Annotated in this window: 22 protein-coding genes; 12 read left to right on the top strand and 10 right to left on the bottom strand. The window is 44.4% G+C overall.

Features of this window, described 5'->3' with window-relative positions; genetic code table 11:
• The first annotated feature begins 183 nt into the window (after positions 1-183).
• Positions 184-1,032 (top strand): alpha/beta hydrolase, encoded by an 849-nt coding sequence (locus tag L3V33_RS06630; protein ID WP_237290032.1) that lies wholly within the window; start codon positions 184-186, stop codon positions 1,030-1,032.
• A 154-nt stretch (positions 1,033-1,186) separates the two neighbouring features.
• On the opposite strand, the gene L3V33_RS06635 is transcribed toward L3V33_RS06630, so the two are convergent.
• Positions 1,187-3,727, bottom strand: coding sequence for a glycosyl hydrolase family 18 protein (locus L3V33_RS06635; protein ID WP_237290033.1), 2,541 nt, complete (start codon positions 3,725-3,727; stop codon positions 1,187-1,189).
• A 428-nt stretch (positions 3,728-4,155) separates the two neighbouring features.
• A complete protein-coding gene (locus tag L3V33_RS06640) occupies positions 4,156-4,620 on the bottom strand; it encodes a DUF2850 domain-containing protein (protein WP_004732753.1) in 465 nt (154 codons plus the stop codon).
• Positions 4,621-4,927: 307 nt separating this feature from the next.
• Between L3V33_RS06640 and L3V33_RS06645 the strand changes: the two genes are divergently transcribed.
• Positions 4,928-5,209: a pyrimidine/purine nucleoside phosphorylase gene (locus tag L3V33_RS06645; protein ID WP_237290034.1), complete on the top strand. Its 282-nt coding sequence runs from the start codon at positions 4,928-4,930 to the stop codon at positions 5,207-5,209.
• Positions 5,210-5,432: 223 nt separating this feature from the next.
• On the opposite strand, the gene L3V33_RS06650 is transcribed toward L3V33_RS06645, so the two are convergent.
• Complete coding sequence (locus tag L3V33_RS06650) at positions 5,433-6,305, bottom strand: pirin family protein (protein WP_237290035.1); 873 nt, start codon at positions 6,303-6,305, stop codon at positions 5,433-5,435.
• 177 nt (positions 6,306-6,482) lie between these two features.
• Here L3V33_RS06650 and L3V33_RS06655 point away from each other — a divergent pair, with 177 nt between their 5' ends.
• Entirely contained in the window at positions 6,483-6,764 is a 282-nt protein-coding gene (locus tag L3V33_RS06655) for a hypothetical protein (protein ID WP_171307394.1), read from the top strand.
• Positions 6,765-6,792: 28 nt separating this feature from the next.
• Here the strand turns inward: L3V33_RS06655 and L3V33_RS06660 are convergent, their stop codons facing one another.
• On the bottom strand, positions 6,793-7,983 hold the full coding sequence (locus L3V33_RS06660) for a GGDEF domain-containing protein (RefSeq protein WP_237290176.1): 1,191 nt from the start codon (positions 7,981-7,983) through the stop codon (positions 6,793-6,795).
• Between the two features lie 315 nt (positions 7,984-8,298).
• Here L3V33_RS06660 and L3V33_RS06665 point away from each other — a divergent pair, with 315 nt between their 5' ends.
• The 7 genes from L3V33_RS06665 (at position 8,299) to L3V33_RS06695 (ending at position 18,685) form a co-directional block, all read left to right on the top strand.
• Positions 8,299-8,637, top strand: coding sequence for a DUF1840 domain-containing protein (locus L3V33_RS06665; protein WP_146455334.1), 339 nt, complete (start codon positions 8,299-8,301; stop codon positions 8,635-8,637).
• Positions 8,638-9,041: 404 nt separating this feature from the next.
• Positions 9,042-10,436 carry a hexose-6-phosphate:phosphate antiporter gene (gene uhpT, locus L3V33_RS06670; RefSeq protein ID WP_237290036.1) on the top strand — a complete coding sequence of 465 codons (1,395 nt, stop codon included), beginning with the start codon at positions 9,042-9,044 and terminating at the stop codon, positions 10,434-10,436.
• A 176-nt stretch (positions 10,437-10,612) separates the two neighbouring features.
• Positions 10,613-11,221: a transcriptional regulator UhpA gene (gene uhpA, locus L3V33_RS06675; protein WP_004732761.1), complete on the top strand. Its 609-nt coding sequence runs from the start codon at positions 10,613-10,615 to the stop codon at positions 11,219-11,221.
• On the top strand, positions 11,221-12,717 hold the full coding sequence (gene uhpB, locus L3V33_RS06680; protein WP_267136822.1) for a signal transduction histidine-protein kinase/phosphatase UhpB: 1,497 nt from the start codon (positions 11,221-11,223) through the stop codon (positions 12,715-12,717). Before uhpA ends, uhpB begins: the two co-directional genes overlap by 1 nt.
• An 8-nt stretch (positions 12,718-12,725) precedes the next feature.
• Entirely contained in the window at positions 12,726-14,066 is a 1,341-nt protein-coding gene (locus tag L3V33_RS06685) for an MFS transporter (protein ID WP_054546129.1), read from the top strand.
• A 295-nt stretch (positions 14,067-14,361) separates the two neighbouring features.
• Positions 14,362-15,567: a mannose-6-phosphate isomerase, class I gene (manA, locus tag L3V33_RS06690; RefSeq protein ID WP_237290177.1), complete on the top strand. Its 1,206-nt coding sequence runs from the start codon at positions 14,362-14,364 to the stop codon at positions 15,565-15,567.
• Between the two features lie 202 nt (positions 15,568-15,769).
• A complete protein-coding gene (locus L3V33_RS06695) occupies positions 15,770-18,685 on the top strand; it encodes an alkaline phosphatase family protein (RefSeq protein ID WP_237290038.1) in 2,916 nt (971 codons plus the stop codon).
• Between the two features lie 44 nt (positions 18,686-18,729).
• On the opposite strand, the gene L3V33_RS06700 is transcribed toward L3V33_RS06695, so the two are convergent.
• The 6 genes from L3V33_RS06700 to L3V33_RS06725 form a co-directional block, all read right to left on the bottom strand.
• Positions 18,730-19,254, bottom strand: coding sequence for a GNAT family N-acetyltransferase (locus tag L3V33_RS06700; protein ID WP_237290039.1), 525 nt, complete (start codon positions 19,252-19,254; stop codon positions 18,730-18,732).
• A 96-nt stretch (positions 19,255-19,350) separates the two neighbouring features.
• The gene (locus L3V33_RS06705) at positions 19,351-19,608 is read right to left on the bottom strand and encodes a YdcH family protein (RefSeq protein WP_010432560.1); all 258 of its coding nucleotides are present in this window, start codon (positions 19,606-19,608) and stop codon (positions 19,351-19,353) included.
• Between the two features lie 156 nt (positions 19,609-19,764).
• Positions 19,765-20,754, bottom strand: coding sequence for a rhodanese-related sulfurtransferase (locus L3V33_RS06710; protein WP_017085031.1), 990 nt, complete (start codon positions 20,752-20,754; stop codon positions 19,765-19,767).
• Positions 20,755-21,022: 268 nt separating this feature from the next.
• Positions 21,023-21,454 carry a GNAT family N-acetyltransferase gene (locus tag L3V33_RS06715; RefSeq protein WP_114634351.1) on the bottom strand — a complete coding sequence of 144 codons (432 nt, stop codon included), beginning with the start codon at positions 21,452-21,454 and terminating at the stop codon, positions 21,023-21,025.
• Positions 21,455-21,527: 73 nt separating this feature from the next.
• Complete coding sequence (locus L3V33_RS06720; protein WP_114634350.1) at positions 21,528-21,863, bottom strand: 5-carboxymethyl-2-hydroxymuconate Delta-isomerase; 336 nt, start codon at positions 21,861-21,863, stop codon at positions 21,528-21,530.
• 145 nt (positions 21,864-22,008) lie between these two features.
• A complete protein-coding gene (locus L3V33_RS06725) occupies positions 22,009-23,157 on the bottom strand; it encodes a PLP-dependent aminotransferase family protein (RefSeq protein WP_237290040.1) in 1,149 nt (382 codons plus the stop codon).
• A gap of 115 nt (positions 23,158-23,272) precedes the next feature.
• Here L3V33_RS06725 and L3V33_RS06730 point away from each other — a divergent pair, with 115 nt between their 5' ends.
• Together L3V33_RS06730 and L3V33_RS06735 are read left to right on the top strand one after the other, a co-directional pair.
• On the top strand, positions 23,273-24,142 hold the full coding sequence (locus L3V33_RS06730) for a helix-turn-helix domain-containing protein (RefSeq protein WP_171310987.1): 870 nt from the start codon (positions 23,273-23,275) through the stop codon (positions 24,140-24,142).
• Positions 24,143-24,166: 24 nt separating this feature from the next.
• Positions 24,167-24,409 (top strand): hypothetical protein, encoded by a 243-nt coding sequence (locus L3V33_RS06735; RefSeq protein WP_237290041.1) that lies wholly within the window; start codon positions 24,167-24,169, stop codon positions 24,407-24,409.
• Positions 24,410-24,539: the final 130 nt, after the last annotated feature.

Genomic DNA, 24,539 nt, shown 5'->3' on the forward strand with positions numbered 1-24,539 from the left:
AGGTTAACTCGCAAATCATGTGAGTCTTGCTGAAGTAAGGTTTACAACAAAATTTTAGATAAGTGGTGGTAAGCGATGATAAATCGCAGTAGCGCCATTTTTTATATCAACAAATAGCACGGTCGTTCGATTTTTAGGGCCGAGCTCGATCCGCCAATAATGATGGCGATACAAGGAACGGTCATGAGTGACAAAATCTATTTCAATACATCGAACAAATTTAGCTTCAAGCGCAGCTTAATTGGCGCAACAACTAATTTGCACTACATTTTAGCGCCAAGTCATGCAAAGAAAACGGCACGTAAACTGCTGCTCACTCCGATGCGTACCGAGCAAAAAAATGCAGATCCGCAAGGGCTTATCAAGAGTGAAATCGAAGGTCGTGATGGCGTTATAAAAACGTATTCTCTGGGTACTGGTCCAGTTTGGGTGCTTACCCACGGTTGGTCAGGCACCGCGAGTCAGTTCTTTCCTTTAATGGAACACATCGCTGCTAAAGGCTTTACTGCAATGGCTTACGACCACCCTGCTCATGGTGGCAGTGATGGCGTACATGGTCATATCCCAGCGTTTGTGAATGGTTTGGAAGCTGTTCTCGATTCGGTGGGTGAAGTGGCAGGTTTGGTCGGTCACAGCATGGGTACCGCTTCTGCGTTGGAATGTAAGCACGTTAAATTGGAAAGCAAGCCGTTATTGCTCATTGCACCTGTGTTGGATTATCTAGAAAACCTATTTGGCAGCGTTGCGCGTTCTGGTTACTCAATGAAGCTGTTTGAGGCGGTAGTAGGTGAAGTGGAAGAGCAGTTTAATTACCCAATTCAGTCTGTCGATCCTTATGGAAAGCTGGCGCTTCGTGAGTCTCAGACGATCATTGTTCATGATGAGCAAGACAAGTTTACTAAGTTTGATGTGTCTCAGCGTGCAGCTAATGAAATGGGTCGAGTTACCTTGATTGCGACTCAAGGCCAAGGTCACGGGCGAGTGATGAAGTGCCCACAAGTATTCGAGAGCTTTGATAACTTAATTGGCTAAGTCCAACGATCGCAAGTCAGTAGGACGCCAATAAAAAGATCGTAAGCCCAAAGCTCAGAAAACATAAATAAAAAGGCCAACCAGACATTATCTGGTTGGCCTTGCTTTTAGGTGTTTAGTCGACGCTTAGTTAGCGTTTAGCTAAACCCTATTTTTAGCTTGCACAGTTTGCAGGGCCGATCTCTTTCCACACGCCCCATTGGCCTGTCGTTGTTGGATCTTCACCTGTTGTCCACCACTTCGCTTCCCAAACCTTACCGCCTTGAGTCACTTGGTCGCCGCCAGTGTAGACCGCACTTGAATCCCAAGCGTTAGTACACGTACCGCCGCCTGTGGTTTTCTTAAGAACGTTCACTGAAGTAGCCGCTACCGATGTATCAGTGCCATCGCTGACCGTTACAGAGAAGTTCAGCGTCGTATCTTGCGTGTATTCCGCCGCGACAAAGCTCACTGAAGAACCTTGAACCGTAGCATCAATACCAGCAGGCACATCCCACGTGAAGGTCAATGTATCTTGGTCAGCATCGCTCGAAGCCGAAGCATCAACCACGACTACATCACCCGCATTAACTTCAGACGGAGCCGTAACCACAGCAACTGGTGCTGTATTGACTGGGCCTGTGTCTTTAGGAGTTACCGTTACAACAACGGTGTCAGTTGCAGTAGCACCTTCGTTGTCAGTTACCGTTAGGCTGAACGTGAGTACTTCTTGTTGAGCGACTTCAACCACATCGAAGCTTGCAACTGCAGCATTGGCGTTGGCCAGAGTTACGGCTGTTCCGCTTACTTGTGACCAAGCGTAGCTTGCAATCGTGCCGTCGCTGTCTTTTGAAACGCTACCGTCTAGAGAAACAGAATCTGGGCCTTCAACCGATTGGTCTGCGCCCGCTGCTGCGGTTGGTTTACGGTTTACAGGGTCAGTAGTTCCACCTGCTAGACCTTCATGCATCGCATTCAGGATATCGCCGTTATCCGCATCAATTTCCCAAGAGAATAAACCCGCAAGACCAAGGCTACGAACGTATGCGCCTTTTGCTTTTACTGAGCGGTCATCATCAAATGTGATCAGCTTGCCCGAAGTACGGTTCCAAACGTAAGGCGCTTCTGCCATTTCGTCGTAACCATATTCAAAGCCGTTGATGCCTTGGTTGTTTGCACCAAGCATGTTCGCTTTAATGCCTTTGTAATCGATAACGCCATCTTCCCATACACCCTGAGCAGAGCTGCCGGTCAGTTTGCCATTACCTACGCCAGTCATTGGATCATTAGGATCTGAAAGTGATGATGGTAATACGCCTTCCCAACCACGGCCGTACATCGCTGTACCAACCACAAGTTTGTTCGCAGGAACGCCTTGCTCAAGCAGCAATTGGATGCCGTTGTCTGTGGTGTAAGCTGGGCCAGTGTATTGTTCGCCATTTTCATCAAGGCCTGTGCCATCACATTGACCAGGGCGCATGAAGTTACCGCAGTTTAGTGCTGTTTGGTGACCTAACACGTTGTTCCAACCGCCGTAGAAGTCGTAAGTCATTGCGAAGATGTAATCCATGTATTGGATAGCATCGCCGTAGTTCACGTCTTCAATCTTGTCGTGACCAACACCGATCGCAGATGTGAGCTCGTAAGTACGACCGTTTTCCGCTTCTAGCTCATCCAACATAACGCGCAGTTCTGCCATCAATGCAATGTAAGCAGGGCCGTCATTCACAGGGTCACCAAGATCGGGAGCAGCACCGTCTCCACCAGGGAATTCCCAATCGATATCGACACCGTCGTAGAATTTCCATGTGTTGAGGAATTTCTTAACCGATGCAACGAACGTGTCGCGGTTGGCTTTAGTCGTGAAATCGAAGAACGGGTCAGACAGTGTCCAACCACCAATTGATGGGATGATTTTCAAGTCTGGATTGCGCTGTTTTAGCGCCATCATCATTGCGTAGTTACCCTTGATAGGTGAGCTGTATTCGTGACCAGCTTGCGGGAAACTCTTTTGGAAAGCGGCCCAAGGGTCATGAATCACCACTTCGTAATCGTTTACACCCTGACAGGCTGTCATGAGTGCGTTGTAGCTGTTGCCGCCTACCGATTTTACTGATTCATTAGGACCACAAATTGGGATGAAGCCATAAAGGATATGGGTCAAGTTGTCAGCGGGTAGGTTATCAACGGTGTAATCACGACCATAAATACCCCACTCAACAAAGTAAGTACCTACTACCGTGCTTGGGTCTGTATTGTATGACTTGTTGTTCGGATCAACATTCATTGCAAGTGGCGCTAAGTGTGAACCATCGGTATCTGCAATCGTGATCTGAGCAGGAGCACTCTTGGCGCAGCCTGTTTCGTCACACGCTTCGATTTCCATCTGAAATAAGCCGCCTTGGCCGTATTCGAATGAAGCTGTAGTTTGGCTGCCAGTAATAGGGCCAGTGGCAACTTTAACGCCATCGAAGTAGATGTTGTACGTGTTTCCTGACGTTCCGCTCCATTGGTTGAACTTGACGTCGACCTTTGCTTTGTCGTGATATTTAACCATCTGGTTGTAGCCTGATGTGGTTTCCATCGCGAGTTCAATTTTGGAAAACTGCAGGTTGTTGGAACCGTACATGTCGATGCTAGGTGCTGTTGGAGCAGCTAATGCTGTACCAGATAGCGCTAGAGCAATGCTCGCAGCACAGGTATTTATACGAATCATACTTTTTCTCTCATTCCTTGAAGGTTACGAGAACCAAATGGCCCCATAAACGGCTCCAGTCAGTTTTGAAGGAGCTTCCCAGTCAGTATTCGAGAGAGTTTTAATTTTATAACTGAAAATAAATCCGTTTTCGATGGACAACTAAAAAATAGTATTTCGTTACAATTCTGTTGCTTAATGAGTGAGAGGCTGAGTCCATGTTTTATAAAATAAAACACCCTTCAGAAGTAAAATCTCATAAGTGAAAATCCACGACATGAAGTTATGAAAAGATGCGACAAATGATAAGAAAATATCGCAAGTTGAAGCAGTATCACAAAGCGAAGTGTGTTGGGTGAGCGGCGCAGATCGGTAGGTAAATATGAAAGTAGTGATGCGGAGAATACTTTTTACGGAGAAGACTATTATTTAGACGACTGAGAAGGGGATTATCTTTTGAATTGCTCTGCTAAAGAAGCCCGTCTTTGTTGCATCACACTGTGGGTATCACCAGCTGCAGTATCTTCGTAGCCTTCTTTAATAAATTGCTGAGATGGTACGCTTGGCTCTAGTCGCTTCAAGCGAGGAGAATCGTAAGTACCACTGATGGTGTAAACGGTGGTTCCAGAGCCTGTGCTAATCGTGACAATCTTGCCATCAAAATCAAACGAGGTAGCAATGAGGCGATGATTCATCATCACACCATTATCTGAAAGTGTCAGGGTATCAGTATTGTAAGGTGGTGCTGCAATTTCTATCCATGTGCCATAGACATTGCTTGGGCTGACAGATTGTTGGTGGGCTTGGTAAGCAAAATAGCCCGCGGTGAGGGCAATCATAAAACCAGCTAATAGGAAGCTGTAGAGTAACGAGTTGGCAAATAAATCTCTGCTTTTGATCGACTTTTTTGCCATTATCTCTTCATTTTCCCACTGATATTATTTTAGATTCTATTAACTAAAACCTTAGTTTGCAAAAATTGTTATAAGAGTTAGAAGCAGGATCGAATGTTCCAATAAATTTGGTTGCGTTGGCGATTTTTTGCCTGATTCCTTGGTATTTACGTTATCAATGAAAGTGAATTCAATAAATGCCTAAGCTATGCGTATTTATTTCTTGTAGGACAGTCTCGAATTGGTTAAAACAATTATCACCTAGATTTACGCATAGGCTCATTCGTTGAGTCCAATAATTGCAATTTGAAGATAACAAGGAAGTACAATGATTAAAGAGAATACATACTTTGATGGTGGCGTTAAGTCGTTAGCGTTTAACCAAGGTGGCGCTGATGTGAGTGTTGGTGTGATGGCGGCTGGCGAATACACATTCGGTACCGCGGCTCCAGAGAAGATGACCGTTGTTAAAGGTGCTTTAATTGTAAAGCGTGTTGGCGATGATGACTGGACGACATACCAATCTGGTGAGTCTTTTGACGTTGCGGGTGATTCTTCATTCGACCTACAGGTAAAAGAAGCGACAGCTTACCTGTGTGAGTACCTGTAACTCGCTCTAAATTCGTTTAATCAGGACATCGTTGGTCTCTGATTTAATAGAAAAAAACCACGCTCTAAGAGCGTGGTTAAATAAGTGATAGTAACCGGCAGTGGATAGTGTCACTTGTTTTTGCAGTCATCAAATGGATGACCAAATCGTTGTTCGTTGCAAAATATCTTCAATCTTCAATCTTCAATTCAAATCTCAAAGCTCAAAGACAGACATCTGTAAATCAGTAAGTCTCAAATACGCCGTTGTTGTAATCCTGAATCGTCTGTTCAATCTCTTCCATTGAATTCATGACGAACGGACCATAGTGCACAACAGGTTCATTAATCGGCTGACCAGAAAAAATCAGTACACCTGAATCTTCTAGGCTTTCTAAAGACAACAATTCAGCTTTTGTTAACAGGGCAAGCTGACCTTGCTTGATCACTTTGTCGTTGATCTTAATACTGCCTCGGTACACATAAGTCATGGCATTGTGATTAACATTAGTCCCTAACGTCACTTTTTGCCCAGAATGAGAGCGCCAATCCGCAACGCTTAATGGCACACCTGTTTTCTGCAATGGACCTTGCGCTCGTAAAGCCTCTGAATCATCGTTAGTTTGGTTATGCAGTTCAAACCCACCGGCTATCACTCTCAATAAACCACGTTGTTCACTTTGGTGTTCTGTAATGCTTTCACTCTGGAAGTCGTGATATTGCGCGGGCAGCATTTTGTGTGACGCAGGCTGGTTTATCCAAATCTGAAAACCGTGCAGTGCGCCTTCTTCCATCATCGGCATTTCGCTGTGAATAACACCACGACCCGCAGCCATCCACTGTGCGCCACCGCTACGAAGTTCACCAATATTCCCCATGTGGTCTTTGTGTTGGAAGTGACCTTGGAGCATGTAAGTGAGCGTTTCTATCCCACGGTGAGGGTGTGGAGGAAAGCCACCAACATAGTCTTTGCTTTCATCCGACTTAAGTTCATCAATCATCAAAAATGGAGAGAAACGCGTGTTATTGAAACCAGTGAGTCTTTGGATTTTGACTCCATCACCATCGGAGGTGGCATGTGCTGCAATCACATTATCTACTGTTCTTACACTCGTCATTTTGAAATCCTCATAAACTTGAATAGCAGTAGTTTATGTAATTTGATTTAAAAAGAAGATGGCATAGCGTTGAGTAACTTATTCGAAAATTTTGAACAGGTAACAATAATTTTGAACAGGTAACAATATGAAATTATGTCTATACTCAATATAGAGTAGACCGCCAAGGAGGCCGCTATGGCAGTACAGCAAAAACATGGCGAAAGGCAAGGTCGGATGGGCTTTGATAACGACTTTACAACGGAGCAAGGGCAGCGTTTTACCGAGGTTGCGAACAGCGCTGTTAAACGTCGCGTGAAAAAACGTGAGATTGAAGCACCGTTTATTCAGTCGGCTAAGCAAGCTGCTTTTAAAACGGTAGTGAGACCTAGAGGCAATAACCCAAACCGAACACGACAAGTCATATGGATTATTGTGATCGGGTTAGTGAGCCTATGGCTTATGTATATGGCAGGTTAGCGCGCTTAGCAGTAAACGATGTTAATGGTTATCGTTGACGCGTTTTTAACAGCGTAACATTGTTCCCTTCGACTTTTGCTTCAAGACAATCTTCAAGCTCAGATGAATCCGATTCTGAGAAGGTTAGATTCGTCGGTAGTTCTTCTATCAAGGTCGACACTGGATTGTCGTGATAATAAGCGTATCGGTTTTTTCCTGAGTGCTTAGCGACATACATCGCTTTATCAGCACATCTCGTCAGTTCATGTAATTCTTGAGCATCTTGCGGATACAAAGACACCCCAACACTGAGCGTCAACTCCTTGATTCTCTCGTTTGTCTGGCAACCACTTTCGAATAACCCGCAAATCCTATCTAAAATACCGTCTAGATCTTTACGAGTTGGTACATCGTAGAGCATCAAAACAAACTCGTCGCCAGCAAAGCGCGCAATCGAATAGTCGTATTCATGGCTTTTTCTGTCTCTGGTTCGGATGTTGTTGCTCAAGCGATTAGCAAAGTGCTGTAAGACACTGTCTCCTACGTCGTGCCCGTAGCTGTCGTTAATACCTTTAAAGTCATCAATATCTAAGAAGACCAATGCCGTAAGTGATCGCTCACTATCCACTGTCGCAAGCTTTTCTAACGCCCAGCGCTCAAAACTCCAGCGGTTTGCCAATCCGGTAAGTTGGTCTCTGTAGGCGAGATCTTCAATGCCTTCTTTATACAGGCGTTGGATGTAACTGACGGCTTTTGTGTAGTAATAAGCGGATGTGTGACACACCAAGCTCATGGTAAACAGGCTAAGAATAAATCTGTGTGTGTTGTTAAATGGCAAAGAAAAGTTGTTGGGCATCGCCGTAATTAAGATGCTGATAAATAGGCAAAATGAGGTGCTGAAGACAATGCCAATTCTGAAATCGTTAATGAAAATGACGGCTGCCAGAATCGGATAGAGCCAAAGTATCCGGTCGGGAATAGCGTGACTGTACAAGAATAGGATAACCCCTTGTACCAGAAGAACGCCACTCAGAATCAATTCTGAATATTCAGGGTTAATGACTTTTCTTACGTAAAATGCATTGGAGATAGCGATCAGTGCAAAACACAATTCGAAAACCGATAGTGTGTAATGTTGGCCTTGGAAGTAAGCCCAAGTGTAGAAAATGAATAACGCAGCGGCAGTCAGTGAAAAGGAGTGGACGATCTTTTGCTTGCGGGTGGATCGTATGTCCGCCATTTCTTCTAGATGTCTGCCGACCAGCCTTTTCATGTGATTTGTGCCAAAGATTTTGATAATGAAGTTAATAGTAGATTAAATAATAAGCTATGCGGATACTTAGATGGCTATTTAGTGTGATTATTATCAAGGTTTTATATTAAAAATGCCCAACCGATAATAAATAGTGATGCGTATCACTGACGGCGCAAGCTTGTCCGAGAGGGAGGATAATCAAGGTTCGAGTTGGCAAAAGCGATTTAGTTATTATCCACTTGCTTTCCAATGATTTACTCAACATAGTTTATAGATACCTAAATTTGATAGAGGCTCATTATGTTAATTACCTTTAGTTGCAAGGCTCATGCTAGCGTCACGATGTTTGGTGAGGTAGGTCTTCAGTTCATTAAGATGCTTGGACATAGTGGCGCGATCCCAGGAGCGATTGATGCTTCAGAGGTTCCTCAAGCGCTAAACAACTTACGTGCTGCGATCGCTGCTGAGCAGAGCAAACCGGTAGAGCAAGAAAATGCTGATGACGACAGTGAAGAAGAGGTTGTTGAAGCGCCTGTTAATATCGGTAGCCGAGCTTTTCCGCTAGTCGAACTATTGAAAGCGGCAATCAAGGATGAATGCGAAGTGATGTGGGAAGACGGCAGCGGTAAACGACTGTAGTACGATTCGCGCAAAACACGTAACAAGCCTATTGAATCTATTTTAATAGGAATGAATGTTGAGCCAGTATTGATCATGTCATGGAGTTTGATGGTGATGAATCGACACTGGCGCTTTTTTTAGGCGAAGTGTTTCACTTGTGTTTGTTCGTTTACAAAGTTTATCAGCCTTGAAATGAGTTACTTTTGTTATCGTAATATCAATACATAACAGACCGTAAACAAAGTGATGCTGTTCACGCTTTCTTGACTCCCAATTCTGAACTAGGAATTTTTCTTAGTTATTCTAAGACCCTCTCTCATGCGGTCGATTTTTAGACTCCTTATTATTTCACGGTCAACTAACAAAGAATGCATGGTCGCAATTATGCCGTGCAGACCTCACAAAAAATAAGAGAGTTCACAATGTTAAAGTTCCTAGATCAGGTTAGAAAACCGACGCTGGATCTTCCGGTCGAAACTAGAAGAAAGATGTGGTTTAAACCATTCCTGCAATCGTACCTAGTCGTGTTCATTGGTTATCTAACCATGTATCTAATCCGTAAGAACTTCAATGTCGCGCAAAACGACATGATTTCTACTTATGGGTTATCAATGACGGATCTAGGTCTTATCGGTCTTGGTTTCTCAATCACTTATGGTATCGGTAAAACCGTCGTTTCTTATTACGCCGATGGTAAAAACACCAAGCAGTTCCTGCCATTCATGCTTGTCCTTTCAGGTATTGCCATGTTGGGCTTCAGCTTCAGTATGGGTGGCGGCAGCGCTAGCTTATTCATGATGGTTGCCTTCTACGCATTGAGTGGTTTCTTCCAAAGTACGGGTGGCCCTTCAAGTTATTCAACGATCACTAAATGGACGCCTCGTAACAAGCGTGGTTCGTATTTAGGTCTTTGGAATATGTCGCACAACGTGGGTGGTGCTGGTGCTGCTGGTGTTGCTCTGTTTGGTGCGAATTACCTATTTGATGGCAACGTAATTGGTATGTTCGTTTTCCCATCTATCATCGCGATTGTGGTGGGTTTTATTGGCATGCGTTTTGGTAATGATTCTCCAGAAGCATACGGTCTAGGCACAGTAGAAGAGTTGTTTGACGAAGAAATCAGCGAAGAAGATACTATCGCTGAAGAAAATCAAATGACCAAGAAAGAGATCTTTGTTGAATACATTCTAAAAAACAAAGTGATCTGGTTGCTCTGCTTCGCGAATATCTTTTTATACATTGTTCGTATCGGTATCGATCAATGGTCTACCGTTTACGCGTATCAAGAGCTAGGTCTATCAAAAGAAACTGCGATTTCAGGCTTTACTCTTTTTGAAGTCGGAGCACTGGTTGGCACATTGATGTGGGGTTATTTATCAGACCTTGCGAACGGACGCCGTGCTTTAGTTGCCTGTGTATCGCTTGGACTGATTATTGTCTCTCTAGAGTTCTACCAAAATGCAACGAGCGAGTTCATGTACCTAGCGTCACTGTTCGTACTTGGCTTCCTAGTGTTCGGTCCTCAACTGTTGATTGGTGTTGCTGCGGTAGGTTTTGTACCTAAGAAAGCAATCAGTGTTGCTGACGGCGTGAAAGGTACATTTGCTTACCTAATTGGTGACAGCTTTGCCAAACTTGGCCTCGGTATGATTGCGGATGGCACACCTATTTTCGGCTTAACGGGTTGGAAAGGCACATTCGCAGCATTGGATACATCTGCTGCTATTTGTATTGTTTTGCTGCTATTCGTTGCGGTTGCGGAAGAGAAGAAGATTCGTCACACGAAGAAGATGCACCTAGCTGCTCAAAACGCCTAGCGAGTTTTCGTAAATAGAGTTTCGGGTAGTTAGTCTCACGTGCTTTATTTGATTAAAGCACGTGAGATCATACCAATCGCTAGTTCGATTCAGTATCATATCTATCAATAAACTTAATATTAAATAGCTCCTGTCGGGGCTATTTTTCTTTCTTACTCCTAATTTTGGTTAATATCATGATTAATGTTGCGCTTGTTGATGACCACGTCATTGTTCGTTCGGGCTTTGCTCAATTACTCAGTCTTGAAACTGATATTACGGTCGTGGGTGAATTCAACTCTGCGGCAGAAGCGCGCCTCGGATTGCCAAGTTGTCACCCTGATGTCGTTATCTTGGATATTTCAATGCAGGATGAAAGTGGCTTGAGCTTATTGGAAGAAATTCCATCAGGCATTGCCAGTATCATGCTGAGCGTACATGACTCTCCGGCGATGGTTGAGAAGTCATTAGAGTTAGGAGCCAAAGGTTATCTCAGCAAGCGCTGCAGCCCAGATGAGTTAATCCAAGCCGTACATACGAGCGCAAATGGTGGCTGTTATCTCACGCCCGATATCGCTATAAAGCTTGCGACACCAATGAAGAATAAAGCCTCTTTAAATCAACTCACCCGTCGAGAAAGCGAAGTGTGCCAGTTATTGGCAACAGGGCTCGATGTGAAATCTATCGCCGTTGAGTTAGGAGTTAGTCATAAAACGGTTCATGTACACCGTGCCAATGCCATGGACAAACTCAATGTTAAGAACAACGTTGAGTTAGCTAAATTGTTCACTCAAGATCAGTACTAATGCGCTCCTATCTAGCCACCTCCCTATGTGGGGTTTTTATGGCTGGCTGCGCATGGTTTTGTTTATGGGTTATTGCCTTTTATTTCATTAATGACCCTGAGTTAGCCATTCTGCTTTTTCCATTCTCACTCAGGTTAGGAATGACGCTGCACACTCGCACTCACTATTGGCCTGCTATCTATATTGCAGAGTGGGGGCTCGCGATTGCTTTAGCCCTATTACTCGATGAGCCACAGTGGTTAACCATATTAATTGCGAGTGGATTAAGTATTCCCGTTACTTTACTTGCTAAGCGGTACTACTTTGGTGACCAAAATCGTCACCTGTTAGTGATGGCGAGCTTAATCATGGTCACCGCATCAATTAACGTTGCCGTGGTGGGTTCTCATGTTCCAGCCGTTTACATGGTGTGGTTAGCGAGTATCACGGGTGGACTGATGCTGGTGCCTATGTGTTATCTAGTCTGGAACTATCTATTCCAAAATAAGTGGGCGCCACTGAGCTCTTACTTAATCCATAATGTTGTAGAGTTCAAAATCCGTCACATCGCTTTATACAGTGTGTTGCTGGTGGCCAGTATTTTGATACAAACCAGTTTGCCTGATGAACTCAGACGATTTGCCCCATTTTGTATGGCGATCCCTATTATCTTGCTGGCCGTTCGTTACGGATGGCAAGGCGCTTTGCTCGCGACCCTGTTAAACAGTGTTGCGCTGATTGCTGCCCACAGTGGAACGTCCAAACTCGAAATTACCGATTTACTCTTATCTCTTTCCGCTCAAACCATCACTGGTATATTGCTGGGTCTTGCAGTTCAAAAGCAAAAAGATCTCAATTCGAAATTGCGCAGTGAGCTCTCAAGGAATCAAAATCTTTCACGTCAGTTAATCACGGCTGAAGAATCGGTTCGTCGTGACATTGCTCGTGAGCTACACGATGAAATCGGTCAAAACATCACGGCAATTCGTACTCAAGCAAGCATTATTAAGCGTGTTGACGCGGCTGAGATGAGCGTTCGTTGTGCGGGAACGATTGAGTCATTGTCTTTGAATGTTTATGACACCACCAAGCGTCTACTTACAAAACTAAGACCTAAGATGTTGGACGATCTTGACCTAAAAGATTCTGTGGAACAGCTTATTCGAGAGATGGAGTTTTCGGATCATGGCGTTGATATTCAGTTAAATTGGCAAGGTGATTATTCGTGTTTGAGTGACACGCTCAAGGTCACTATCTTCAGGCTGTGCCAAGAATCTCTAAACAACGCCTCTAAATACGCCAACGCGAGCGAAATCAGAATTGAACTGATTCTAGATGATCAGGCTTATCTTCGGATCTCAGACAATGGCGTTGGTTTTACAGCGCAAGACCTTCTCAAAGGAATGGGGGTTCGTGGTATGCAAGAGCGTGTTCAGGCGCTCGGTGGCAAGATGACAATCACCGCTAATGGCTCATCTTCGGGTACCAATATCAGCGTTACATTACCTAAAGTGTGAGAACGAATATGTTTGGATTTCTGCGCTCAACAACGTCAAAGAGTGATGCTCTAACTGATGATGAGATCAATCAGAGTTATCGCTACTGGCGCCTCCACATCATGATAGGAATGTATGTCGGCTATGCCGGTTTTTACTTCACTCGTAAAACCTTTAATTATGCCGCGCCAGCCATGATCACCGACCTTGGCTTGGACAAAGGTGATATCGGCTTAATTGGCACGCTCTTTTATCTTTCTTATGGCTTATCGAAATTTATCTCAGGCACGATATCGGATCGTTCAAACCCGCGCTACTTTATGGGGCTTGGCTTAATCGCAACAGGCTTGATCAATATCGCTTTTGGCTTTTCTAGTTCGTTAGCGGCTTTCATCTCGCTTTGGGTACTGAATGCATGGTTCCAAGGTTGGGGCTGGCCATCGTGTTCTAAGTTATTGACGACTTGGTATTCTCGCTCCGAAAGAGGCTTTCGCTGGGCTATATGGAATACAGCACACAACGTTGGTGGGGCGCTAATTCCTATTCTCGTGGGTTATCTAACGCTGCAATTCAGTTGGCGAGCTGGGTTTATCTGGCCGGGTGTGATTGGTGTATTTATCGGTCTTATCGTTTGTTGGCGCTTACGTGATAAGCCCACCACCATGGGACTTCCGACGGTAGGGAAGTGGCGCAGTGACCATCTAGAATTGGCGCAAGAGAGCCATGGGCAAGGGTTAAGCTATCGAGAAATCCTGAAAACCTATGTGTTCAGCAATAAGTACATTTGGCTGCTCGCCTTTAGCTATGTGTTGGTTTACATCGTAAGAACGGCGGTTAACGACTGGGGTAACTTATACCTCACCGAAGAACACAATTACAGTTTGATAAACGCCAACGCTGCCTTGTCTCTGTTTGAGATTGGCGGTTTCGTTGGTTCACTTGTTGCTGGGTGGGGCTCGGATAGGCTGTTTGGTGGCAACCGCGGTCCAATGAACATCTTGTTTGCCATCGGCATATTTCTTTCAGTTTCTGCATTGTGGTTGATGCCTTTAACCAACTTTGTGTTTCAAGCTGCTGGGCTGTTTTGTGTCGGCTTTTTTGTTTTTGGTCCTCAAATGCTTATTGGTATGGCGGCGGCAGAATGTTCGCACAAAGACTCTGCTGGGGCGGCGACAGGCTTTGTTGGCTTGTTTGCTTACATGGGTGCAGCACTTTCTGGTTACCCATTAGCGCTCGTTCTAGAAACTTATGGTTGGAGTGGGTTCTTCATTACCATCTCTACTTGTGCGGCCGTTATTGGCTTGCTGCTGCTGCCTTTCCTACAAGCTCAATCGCCTCAGAAAAGTGCAGAGGTTCGCTCTGGCTTTTAAGGACTCTTCCCGATAACAAGATAGTCGCTGGTGTTTGTATTGTTGCTTGTATCGCTGCTGTAACCAGTGCGATACAAGTAGCTATCTTATTCTCAGCGCTTTCTACTAGTGATATTCAAATGTGACTCTTTTCACGCTTTTCATCGATCTCACCTGTTTCTAAGAATTTTTCCTATTGCGTCTAAGACCTCATCTCATGTGGGTCCTAGCTGCTCTCTGTAGTCTTTCTAATTATTTACGTTATTAGAAATCAGCTCTCTGAATTATGTTCAAAGGGCTCACTATGGAAAACGCCATGTCACTCAGCCACTTCTCAGAACACTCATTTTTCCCAATGGAAAACACCATCCAAAATTATGCATGGGGGAGTATTTCTTCGATACGTGAGCTGTTTGGCTTTAAGAATGAGTCACAAGAGCCGCAAGCGGAAGTCTGGATGGGAGCACATCCGAAGGGCTGCTCAATGGTCAAGCTTGACCAACATTTGGTGCCTCTATCTGAGCTGATTAACAAGAATAAACCCGCTTATCTATCTACTGATATTGCGCAGGAGTTCGGTGAGCTACCGTTCTTGTTTAAGATCTTGGCAGCAGAAAAAGCGCTGTCTGTTCAGGTTCACCCAAACAAGCGCCAAGCTGAAATTGGCTTTGCGAGAGAAGAGCAAGCAAGAATTCCCCTAAACGCAGGGCATCGCAATTACAAAGACTCGAACCACAAACCTGAATTGGTTTACGCGATCACTGAATATCAAGCGATGAATGGCTTTCGAGAGTTCGATGAAATATTGGGTCTGTTCAGAAAATTGGATTCGAGCGAGCTGGCTGGCTTGGTTGAAGAGTTTGGTAACAATATTGATTCTCTTGGCTTAGAAGCGTTTTTCCGCGATCTGTTAACGCTGAATGACCAACGTAAACACCGAGCATTAGAGCAACTTCTGACTCACGCAGCCGCTCACCAAGATCAAGCTGAGTTTGCTTTGGTTACTGAGCTTAGCCATCAGTACCCGAACGATATCGGTTTGTTTTGTGTTCTGCTGCTTAACTTGATCACACTAAAGCCAGGTGAAGCGATGTATTTGAATGCGAACACTCCGCACGCTTACATTAAGGGAACCGGGCTCGAGATTATGGCAAATTCAGACAACGTGCTGCGAGCAGGTTTAACGCCAAAACACATTGATGTCGCTGAGTTAGTGGCGTGTACAGAGTTTTCGCCAATCCCGTTTGATCGCTTGTTGTTAGCGCCGTCAAAACTGGGGCAATGTGATAGCTATGACATCCCGGTCATCGATTTTAGTTTCAATATTTTTCATTGCCCACAGCAAGAAGAAGTCATCACAAGCGGTGCTGAAATTTTAATGGCCATAGATGATGATTTAACGCTAATGAGTCAGAAAGGCGAGCACTTAACCCTCACTAAAGGACAATCGGTATTTATTCCAGCCTATATTGGTCATTACGAATTGAGCAGTAAAGGACGAGTGGCTAGGGCGTTTAATTAAGGGAATAGTTGTCGTCTAACATTAGAAAGCTTTCGGGCTTTGGGTACGCGGTAAAGTCGTAGAGATATTAGTAAGAATGAACATTTCATAACAATAAGAGCTCTTTGAATCAGAAAACAAACGTTTTCATAGGTTGACTAATAAATGCAAACTGAAACAATAAGTCGTATTTATAGAAGTGTGTTGATCTAAAGGAAATTTGATGAGCTCTTATTCTCACGTTCGCAGTTACGCCAGTTTATTCAGTGTCTTATCGTTGGCGGTTGCGTCAGCTCCGAGTGCGGCTGATATATCAACAACGCCCGTCATTGGTGGCGTGTTTAGCTCCAGTGAAGTGTTGAAAAATCAGGTGCTTTCAAGCCTAAGTTACTCTGCCAAACTCACTCGTGATGCGGCTCTTTTCACGATTGGTGGCGTTACATTAGATGCGTATATTCTCGCTCTCCCTTTAGATGTCAAAACAAAAGCCAGAGTCGTTGCTCAGTTATCCAACCCGACGTACTCAATTCCTTTGGGTTATTTTCTTTATAGTTATTACGACCGCTATTCAGGCTTGGGCAGTGAAGATGTATTCAAATCTTACTTGTCGACGGTTTATGATGAGCAGGCATTAAAGGGCTTTGAACATAGCCTCTATCATGTTGGAGATAAGCCAACCTCAGAGCATCATGAGCCAGATACCTCGACTGAAGCAACGGGGCATCATGAAGGTATTCGTATCGATGAACAGTTCATTGCCAACATGGTGGTTATCTACGATGCGTTATTCGAAATTGGTGTTTGGCAGGATATGGACACGCTCCCTGCGAATTACACATACTTAACCAATAGCTCTGAAGATCTAGCGATCATCGCTCAGATTCAACCGATCATCGTTGATTTGATCGATAAAGCGGCATTGGGAATGGATGACGGCGATATGAAGTCTGCAATGTTGGCGATTGCAGAAGATGGTAAACCAGAAAACGCTGATAAGCCGAATAACAAAGCACAAGCTCTTACCATCACGCTTATTGATTTTGTGCGCTTAAACTTGCTGAAAGCCTACCGTCAATTTGTGTTTAAAGAAGAACGTGCAGAAGCGCTCGATGATTGGATGCAGCAAGCGTTCAGTGACCAGCCAGATGCGCTCATTCAGTTCTTAGAATCCCAACAGCACAAGCGCTTTGCGGTCCAAGTGACCGTCGATGGTTTACAGCAAGGGTTGATTGAGGGGTTGGTCGATGAAAGCGCGCCATTCATCTCGGTTGCTTACCAAAATCATAAAAACCGAACGCAATACAAACCTAAGTTAGAAACGGTGATTGAGCCTGAGCATCAACAACAGGTGAGGTTCATGGAAGTTCTGTCTGAACAAACCTACCGTGATCCGAATTATCTTCCGTTCTTCAAAAAACTCTATCAAGAAAATCGAAATAATATAAGTCGAGTAGGTATCTCTTCTACTCCGACAATCAGTGTACGCAACCTACCGATCATTAAAACGGGCGCGAAAGTCTCGGGGCAAGGTGGCACTGGTATCCCTAATTTTCACTTTGTTGACCGAGAGATCGACCGAGCGTATTACTTCTTTGGTAATGATGCCCTGCAGTTGGATGTGTTGATGGCAAACAACAAGGTGCAGACCATGTTTGATCGCCTTGATTACCTGAAAACGTTGAACTGCAACGCCCAATACGATTGGAATGCTCACACGACTTACGACGGGCTAGTAAACCTAGGTTTGGGTGAGTCACTGCGTGATTATGGTGAGAAACGCTGCGTTAAAGAGCTTCAAGAACGTTCAGAAGTCGAAGTGGTTTTGCAAGAAAAGCGTCAAGCCTTGATTGAAGATATTGAGGCGTATCAGTCTATATTTAGCTTTGATTTTTTCACTAAGTTTTCGAAGAGAGCTCTGGTTAAACAGTCGATCACTCAGTTTTCCGAGTTAGATGGAAAAGGGATGCCAGACTACACCTTGGTGTATAACCCATGGCCGGATCATTTCGCGCACTTTACCGGTCCTTTTAGTGACGAAATTCTGATGCCGACTGGAGAGCTCAATCGACTGGACTATTGGATTCGTCAGATTGAAGCGACCTATAGCAGCGCAGGCGTTTACGATAAAACGCTATGGGGCATAGCTGGGGATCATGGTTTAACGCCGGTGTTCTACGCGCTCAATCCCGAAAAGCAGGTATTTGAAGGCTTACAAGCAGAGCTAGAGTATCCAATTGTGGTTAAGAAGATATCTTCAGACGAGGGTGAAGGGCCTAAAATCACCAATGCTCTAAGCTACCCAAGCTCGAAGGAATTGGATGTGGTGGTCGCCTCTACTGCTGGTGGTAATTTCATGATGGACTTCTTTAATTCGGCTCAAGGGTGGCAGGTTCAGCCGGTTTACCAAGAACTCACGCAGTGGTCTCCGATTGCAGCGCCAGATGGTCAGAACATAGACATCATTAATCAGATAGCGCAGCGCTTGCCTGAAAGTCTTGATTATATGGTCGTAAGAGAAAGCACATGTGATCAACAACGTTGCGCTGTTCGTGTGATTGGCAACCGTGATTTAAAACGGGTTGATGAATTGATCACACGTGAAGGTGACAAGCTTTTCTATGAGTCATTGGAAGACAACCGAGCGCCGATTTTGCTCAATACGCAAAGGTTAAACCCATACCTAGCATCACCAAGCGAAGCTGATTTTTCACAATATTCTCAATTGGTAGAAAAGTGTATTAACCGAGCGGTTAAAGCGGATGTGACAACGTGGTGTAGCAGTGCTGAGTGGACTTCATTAACGCAACCAACACCTCGACCAGATTCAGTGAATCAACTGGCTAATATCTACCTTGAAGATAGGGCTGGCACGGTTAACTTGTTCCCTAAAGCGGGAATTGGCTACAACACCAAGGTACCGGGGCGTCATGCTGGTGAGGATTACTTAGAGAAAGATGCTTTCATCGGATTCTGGGGAGCGCCAATTGGCGATAACTCTCAGCAACTGAAAATCGAAGCTAACGGATCTTTAGCGCCAACGCTGTTTGAGTATTTGACCGGAGAACCTGTGGTCGAAGGCGAGAACGGTTGGGGCTTTCCGTCGTTGATTGAGAAGTTAGATATTTCAAGCGCGCGCTAAAGTAAACGCTCTCTACCTACTCGCTATCTGTATTTTCTCTATGGTTAGCGAGACTGAGAGTTAGCTAGGTTGAGAGCCATCCCCACAAAATCTTCATCACTGTCATCAATAACCTGATAGCCAAGTGACTGATAAAAGCGAATGGCGCGGGTGTTACTTCTAAAGCTCGACAGAGTGACTTGGTTTCGTTGCTCTTGATGGGCTTTTTCGTGGATGAGTGACATGACTTTTTTACCAAGAGATTGATCTTGGTATTGAGGGAAAATGATCAGCAGATGAATATGGTATGCGTTGTCATAAGGCTTAAAACACACAAGTCCAATCCTCTCTTTTCCTCGGTATACCCAATGAAACCAAGAGGGATGGTAATCGTTTAAAAGTCGTTGGCGTTGGAAGTCGTCATCCCAACCGAAAACACTATCGACGTGTATGAAAAGACTTTGTTTAACACACGTAAACCGTTCTTCGAATTCAGAATTTGAAACGAGCTGGAATTGTATATTCTCTTCTTTGATTACCACTCTGATTGCTTCCTTATCAAACGCCTTTGAATAAGCAAACAGTAACATAATTGAAGAAGCCGAATTAGCTTAGATTTGCGATGTGATAAAACCAAAAAGCCATGCGTGATGCATGGCTTAGAATAAAGTCTTGGATTGATTTTTCTATACGATCTTAAGTGCGTGGTGGCGCGTGAGCTGTTTGTGTAGCGAGTCTTTTAGCGCCATGCGTTCAACTTTGAGGTTGTGCATGCTGTCGTCATCGATAGGGCTGCCAGAGATTTCTAGCTGACGGATGTCGTAGTCGAGTTGGTGGTATTTCTGCATGTCTGCTTTGAATTTTTCGTCGTCGTGGTTGAGCTGAACAATGTCTAATTTAAGATCTGGGAAATCTAAGATAAAGGCATGGTTTTCATTGAGCATTGGCACTTCCTCTCTAGTCGGATTATTAACAGTATAGAAGCAATTTATCGAAAGAAATGTGGCTCAAAACACAAAGCGAGAACAGGATCAAAAAAGGGCATTAACGTTCCATTGTGGATTCGCTGATGCCCTTTGTTATTTTCGTAATACTAAAAACTACTTCGCTTTCTTACCAGAGCGTTGCTGCTCTTTGTGTGCAAGCTTTTCTTTCTTACGTTGATCGATAAGGTGAGCGGCTTCACCACCTACGTGGGTTTCGCCACGAGCATTCGACAGTTGAACTTGCTTTTCACGTTCGCGGAAACGGGCTTTTTGCTCGTCGCTGTGCTTATCAATACACTTAGGGCAGCTTACGCCTTTCTCGAAGTGCTCAGAGGCTTTGTCTTCGTCAGTGATTGGCAAACGACACGCGTTACACACGTCGTAGCCGCTCTTCTCTAGCTGGTGGTTTACTGCAACACGACCATCAAATACGTAGCAGTCGCCTTCCCACATGCTCTCTTCTTCTGGTACTTCTTCTAGGTACTTAAGAATGCCGCCTTCAAGGTGGTAAACCTCATCAAAGCCTTGCTCTTTCATGTAGGCCGTTGATTTTTCGCAACGAATACCGCCAGTACAGAACATTGCGACTTTTTTGTGTTTCTTAGGATCGAGATTGTCTTCAACGTATTGAGGGAATTCACGGAAGGTTTCTGTGTTTGGGTTTACAGCATTTTTGAATGTACCGATATCGACTTCGTAGTCGTTGCGAGTATCAACCAGAATCACATCAGGATCAGAAATCAGAGCGTTCCATTCGTTTGGTTTCACGTAAGTGCCGACAACGTGGCGTGGGTCGATACCCTCAACGCCCATGGTTACGATCTCTTTCTTAAGCTTAACCTTGGTGCGGTTGAATGGTTGTTCTTCGTTGAACGACTCTTTGTAAACAACATCAGCCAAACGAGAATCTTGTTTGAACCATTTAAGAAGAGCGTCGATAGATTCGCGCTTACCTGCAACGGTGCCGTTGATACCTTCACTCGCAAGTAGCAAAGTACCGCGGATTTGGTTGGCTTCTAACACGTCAGTGAGTGGCTGGCGAATTTCTTGGTAATCATCAAGTGCTACGAATTTATACAGAGCACATACAACATATTGAGACATGGTTTTTCCTTTCTGCGAGCTGGAACGTAAATCCAGAGCGGTTGCCTTTTATGATACAGACTGAGTTTGATTTACTCAGGTTTGCCCATATTGGCTTATTAAAATCCGCCGCAGTATAACCAAGCCAAGGAAGGACAAAAACCAACCAAAAGTAGGGCTATTTAGCATTGTTATCAGTGTGGTTTTAGGTGGGTGAAAATGGTAGCTATTTGATAAACAGTTTCAGCTCAGATAAGTAGTGATATCTTGTTGTTTATTGAATATTTGGCTACGAACTTATGTTGTATCTCATTTCAATGAGCTGGTGTTCCCCGACGATTTCTACTTCACGAATGAACTTAAAGCCAAACTTTTCATAGTAATTTTTTAGGTATTGATGAGCGTGGATTTCAATTACTTTAGCACCATGTTCAGAGGCATGTTTTAGAAGTGCTATAACAATTTTAGATGCGATACCAGATCCTCGATAAGGCTGTAGAACAGCAACACGCGCCATAGTTGAGTGTCCTGATTCATCAATGTGCAAGCGTGCAGTCGCGACTAAATTATCTTCATCGGTCATGAGTGCATGATGTGAGACAGGATCGAGCCCATCAAGATCCAATATCTGCGGTATGCCTTGTTCAACAACGAAGACTTGATGACGAATGGATTGTGCTTTCATTATCAATTCAGGGTTGTTACCAATCACCACTTCCATTTATTGCTCCATGCTGTCTAACTAATGCTTTGAAAATACTCTATTTGAGGGGCTGTTCGTTTGTGACTTGCCTTTAAACTAAGGCTTTTGAATAGCTACTTGTGTCTATATCAATGATCTCTACGGTCAGCGAAGCATTGGATAGTGGAAGAGTCAGTAATTGATCCAAAATGGACTTGGAGAGCATCGTTTTAATGCTTTCGTTACGCCCAGACAAAATACGCACAGAGACATGCACGAAGTCTTCTTTTACTTCACCTGTTTGGTAATGCTGGTAGGCAAGGCTGCGTACTTTGATGTCTTCTCCTGTTGGTGAGAACAATTGAGATTCCATCGCGCCGAGAAACACTTTCTGATTGAGTTGCTGACCATCAATAGTGGATGAGTGTTCGATAATACAATGAGGCAAAGTGATGTCCTTTCTGTGTTTTATAGCGACCTAAAATTAAGGCCAATGTGACTCTCTTGTTGAGAATGACATTGACCCTTAATGCTGATTCGTTGCGGCTTTCTCGGCAATAAGCCGCTCAGGCAATCACCAAAGCGGTCAGCGATTACGCTGGGTTAAGTACTTCCGCTAAGCGCTTTACCGCTTCGGTTAATTCTTCTGGGTTGGCGTTGGTGAAGTTCAAGCGCAGTGCGGCTTTTGCTTCATCTGCCTTTGGATAGAAGACTGGGCTTGGTACTACCGCGACGCCATTCGATAGCAAAGTCTTAGCTAATTCAAAAGTGTCGCACTCTGGGATTTCAACCCAAATGAACATTCCGCCATCAACGGATTTTAATACACAGTCAGTAGGCAGCTGTTTTTCTAGCTCTGAAAACAGCACTTCATAACGAGACTTGTAAAGGGTACGAATATTTTCCATGTGCAGGTTGAAATCTTCATGTTTTAGAAGACCAACAAGCAGCGCTTGCATTGGTATACTTGAGTGTAAGTCCGCGCCTTGCTTCACTTTGATTAGTGGCTCAAGGTAGCTGCGTTTACCTGTTACCGCGCCAATACGTAGACCTGGCGATGCAATCTTAGAGAATGAACGAAGAACGATAGAGTTATCAGGGCAGAACGAAGAAACCATTGGCAGCTCTGTGCCTGTAAAGCGTAGCTCTCGGTATGGTGCATCTTCAATGAATGCCACGTTGTATTTGATACACAGCTCAGCCACTTTTTGACGAGTTTCTGTTGCCCAGCACACGCCGGTTGGGTTGTGAAAATCAGGCACGGCGTAGAACATTTTCGGTGATTGCTCTGCAAAGCACGTTTCTAGTTCGTCTAGATTTGGGCCAAATTCTGTTTGAGACACAGTCACAATGTTCGCTTGAACTAGACCAAACACTTGCATCGCACCCAAGTAGCTTGGCGCTTCCATCACAACCACATCATTCGGATCAACATATGCTCGTGCAATTAAGTCGAGACCTTGCTGAGAACCGGTACAGATCATTGCTGTGTGAGTCTCTGGCAATTGGTAGCTTTGCGTAAGGTGATCAAGCAACGGGCCGTAACCGGCAGTCGAGCCGTATTGGAAAACTTCAGGCATGTTCGCTAGGTTTTCTAGCGTTGGCTTCATTAAATCGATAGGGAATGTTTTCTCGTCCGGTAAACCACCGGCCAATGAGATGACATTTGGATCGCTTGCGGCTGCGAGGATCTCTCGAATGTATGAAGATTGAATCTGTTGTAATGACTGTGCGATTTCCATGTGTTGTGTCTCGTCGTTTATCGTTTTTATTCTATCGCTTGATATTACACGGCAATTGTAAAAACTAGCGTGTCCGTTTATGCTCATAAACATGTCCATTTATGCTATTTGAAAAATGTCACGACAACATATATCCCGAATCAATGATGTTTTGTTCCATATTCACCAAGACATCAGTCAGCCTTTGTCGGCAAAAGCGCTCTCTGAGATTGCTGCGTATTCAGAGCAACACTTTCATCGCACGTTCAAAAGTGTGGTTGGGGAGTCGTTGCATCAGTACATTCGACGTACCCGAATGGAGTATGCGGCCAATCAATTAATGTTCGATACCAGCTCGTCTGTGGTTGAGATCGCCCATAAATGCGGCTTTAGCTCTGTGTCTTCGTTTAGCCGAGCGTTTAAAGCGACTTTTAATATGTCGCCCGGAGAATGGCGTAAGCATGATTTACAGATAGCAGAAAAACCCTATTTGAAAGATCCCGAAGTAGCGGCGGGTTATTTGAATGTGTCGCAGCGGGAGTTGCCGGAACCTAAAATTGTTGAAGTATCAGACCGAATGGCAGCTTATGTTCGACATACGGGCTATAACCGCTCCATTCGCAATGCTTGGTTGATATTGAAAGCATGGGCGAACTCTGAACAGCGTGATTTTTCGAGTCAGTTTGGTTTGCATCACTCTAACCCTGCTTGGGTTGAAATGGATCAGTGTCGCTATGTAGCCTGTATCGCGATTGATGAGCCGATTAAGTATCGCAGTGTGGTTAACCAAATGGTGATTCCAGGCGGTTTGCATGCGGTGTTTCGACTTAATGGTCGTTATGGTGAGCTGCTACCACAGATCAGTATGGTATTGGAAAAATGGTTGCCGGCTTCTGGTTTCAAACAGCGTTCGACTCCTGCGTATGTGCATTATCATCAGAATCACTTTCTCAACAGTGATGAAGTGTTTGAGCTTGATTTCTACCTCCCTGTGAGTTTTTATTAGTAACCCCGTTTTTGAGGAATAATTATGTATCTTGTTTTGTATTGCCACAATATTGGTATGACCGACTTTTCCTTCTTTGAAACGGAAGATTTTGACAAAGAAGAGGGCTATATCGTGCGAGGTAAGTGGCCGAATGAGAAAGCGTTTCGTGATTACTTAGTTAAAGAGTTCGGTGATATGAGTGAGTTCCAAGTGATCGACTTAATCGCCAAAGGCGCAGAAGCAGAGCACTACTCACCAGAAGAGTTGATGCGCTTAGCTGTCTAGGCGTTAGATCTGTAACCACTAGCTTCGTAATACCTAGCTCAGTAACATCCGTCAAATAACCGAATAAAGAAATGGCAGCCTGATTGGGCTGCCATTTTCGTTTTAAGTGGGAGCAAATTGCTCTGTACTA

Source organism: Vibrio sp. A2-1 (assembly GCF_021728355.1).
Classification (GTDB): domain Bacteria; phylum Pseudomonadota; class Gammaproteobacteria; order Enterobacterales; family Vibrionaceae; genus Vibrio; species Vibrio splendidus_K.

Bases quoted from the DNA above. Each gene is read 5' to 3' on its own strand.
- L3V33_RS06630 (WP_237290032.1), top strand. From the start codon at position 184: ATGAGTGACAAAATCTATTTCAATACATCGAACAAATTTAGCTTCAAG.
- L3V33_RS06635 (WP_237290033.1), bottom strand. From the start codon at position 3,727: ATGATTCGTATAAATACCTGTGCTGCGAGCATTGCTCTAGCGCTATCT.
- L3V33_RS06640 (WP_004732753.1), bottom strand. From the start codon at position 4,620: ATGGCAAAAAAGTCGATCAAAAGCAGAGATTTATTTGCCAACTCGTTA.
- L3V33_RS06645 (WP_237290034.1), top strand. From the start codon at position 4,928: ATGATTAAAGAGAATACATACTTTGATGGTGGCGTTAAGTCGTTAGCG.
- L3V33_RS06650 (WP_237290035.1), bottom strand. From the start codon at position 6,305: ATGACGAGTGTAAGAACAGTAGATAATGTGATTGCAGCACATGCCACC.
- L3V33_RS06655 (WP_171307394.1), top strand. From the start codon at position 6,483: ATGGCAGTACAGCAAAAACATGGCGAAAGGCAAGGTCGGATGGGCTTT.
- L3V33_RS06660 (WP_237290176.1), bottom strand. From the start codon at position 7,983: ATGGCGGACATACGATCCACCCGCAAGCAAAAGATCGTCCACTCCTTT.
- L3V33_RS06665 (WP_146455334.1), top strand. From the start codon at position 8,299: ATGTTAATTACCTTTAGTTGCAAGGCTCATGCTAGCGTCACGATGTTT.
- uhpT (WP_237290036.1), top strand. From the start codon at position 9,042: ATGTTAAAGTTCCTAGATCAGGTTAGAAAACCGACGCTGGATCTTCCG.
- uhpA (WP_004732761.1), top strand. From the start codon at position 10,613: ATGATTAATGTTGCGCTTGTTGATGACCACGTCATTGTTCGTTCGGGC.
- uhpB (WP_267136822.1), top strand. From the start codon at position 11,221: ATGCGCTCCTATCTAGCCACCTCCCTATGTGGGGTTTTTATGGCTGGC.
- L3V33_RS06685 (WP_054546129.1), top strand. From the start codon at position 12,726: ATGTTTGGATTTCTGCGCTCAACAACGTCAAAGAGTGATGCTCTAACT.
- manA (WP_237290177.1), top strand. From the start codon at position 14,362: ATGTCACTCAGCCACTTCTCAGAACACTCATTTTTCCCAATGGAAAAC.
- L3V33_RS06695 (WP_237290038.1), top strand. From the start codon at position 15,770: ATGAGCTCTTATTCTCACGTTCGCAGTTACGCCAGTTTATTCAGTGTC.
- L3V33_RS06700 (WP_237290039.1), bottom strand. From the start codon at position 19,254: ATGTTACTGTTTGCTTATTCAAAGGCGTTTGATAAGGAAGCAATCAGA.
- L3V33_RS06705 (WP_010432560.1), bottom strand. From the start codon at position 19,608: ATGCTCAATGAAAACCATGCCTTTATCTTAGATTTCCCAGATCTTAAA.
- L3V33_RS06710 (WP_017085031.1), bottom strand. From the start codon at position 20,754: ATGTCTCAATATGTTGTATGTGCTCTGTATAAATTCGTAGCACTTGAT.
- L3V33_RS06715 (WP_114634351.1), bottom strand. From the start codon at position 21,454: ATGGAAGTGGTGATTGGTAACAACCCTGAATTGATAATGAAAGCACAA.
- L3V33_RS06725 (WP_237290040.1), bottom strand. From the start codon at position 23,157: ATGGAAATCGCACAGTCATTACAACAGATTCAATCTTCATACATTCGA.
- L3V33_RS06730 (WP_171310987.1), top strand. From the start codon at position 23,273: ATGTCACGACAACATATATCCCGAATCAATGATGTTTTGTTCCATATT.
- L3V33_RS06735 (WP_237290041.1), top strand. From the start codon at position 24,167: ATGTATCTTGTTTTGTATTGCCACAATATTGGTATGACCGACTTTTCC.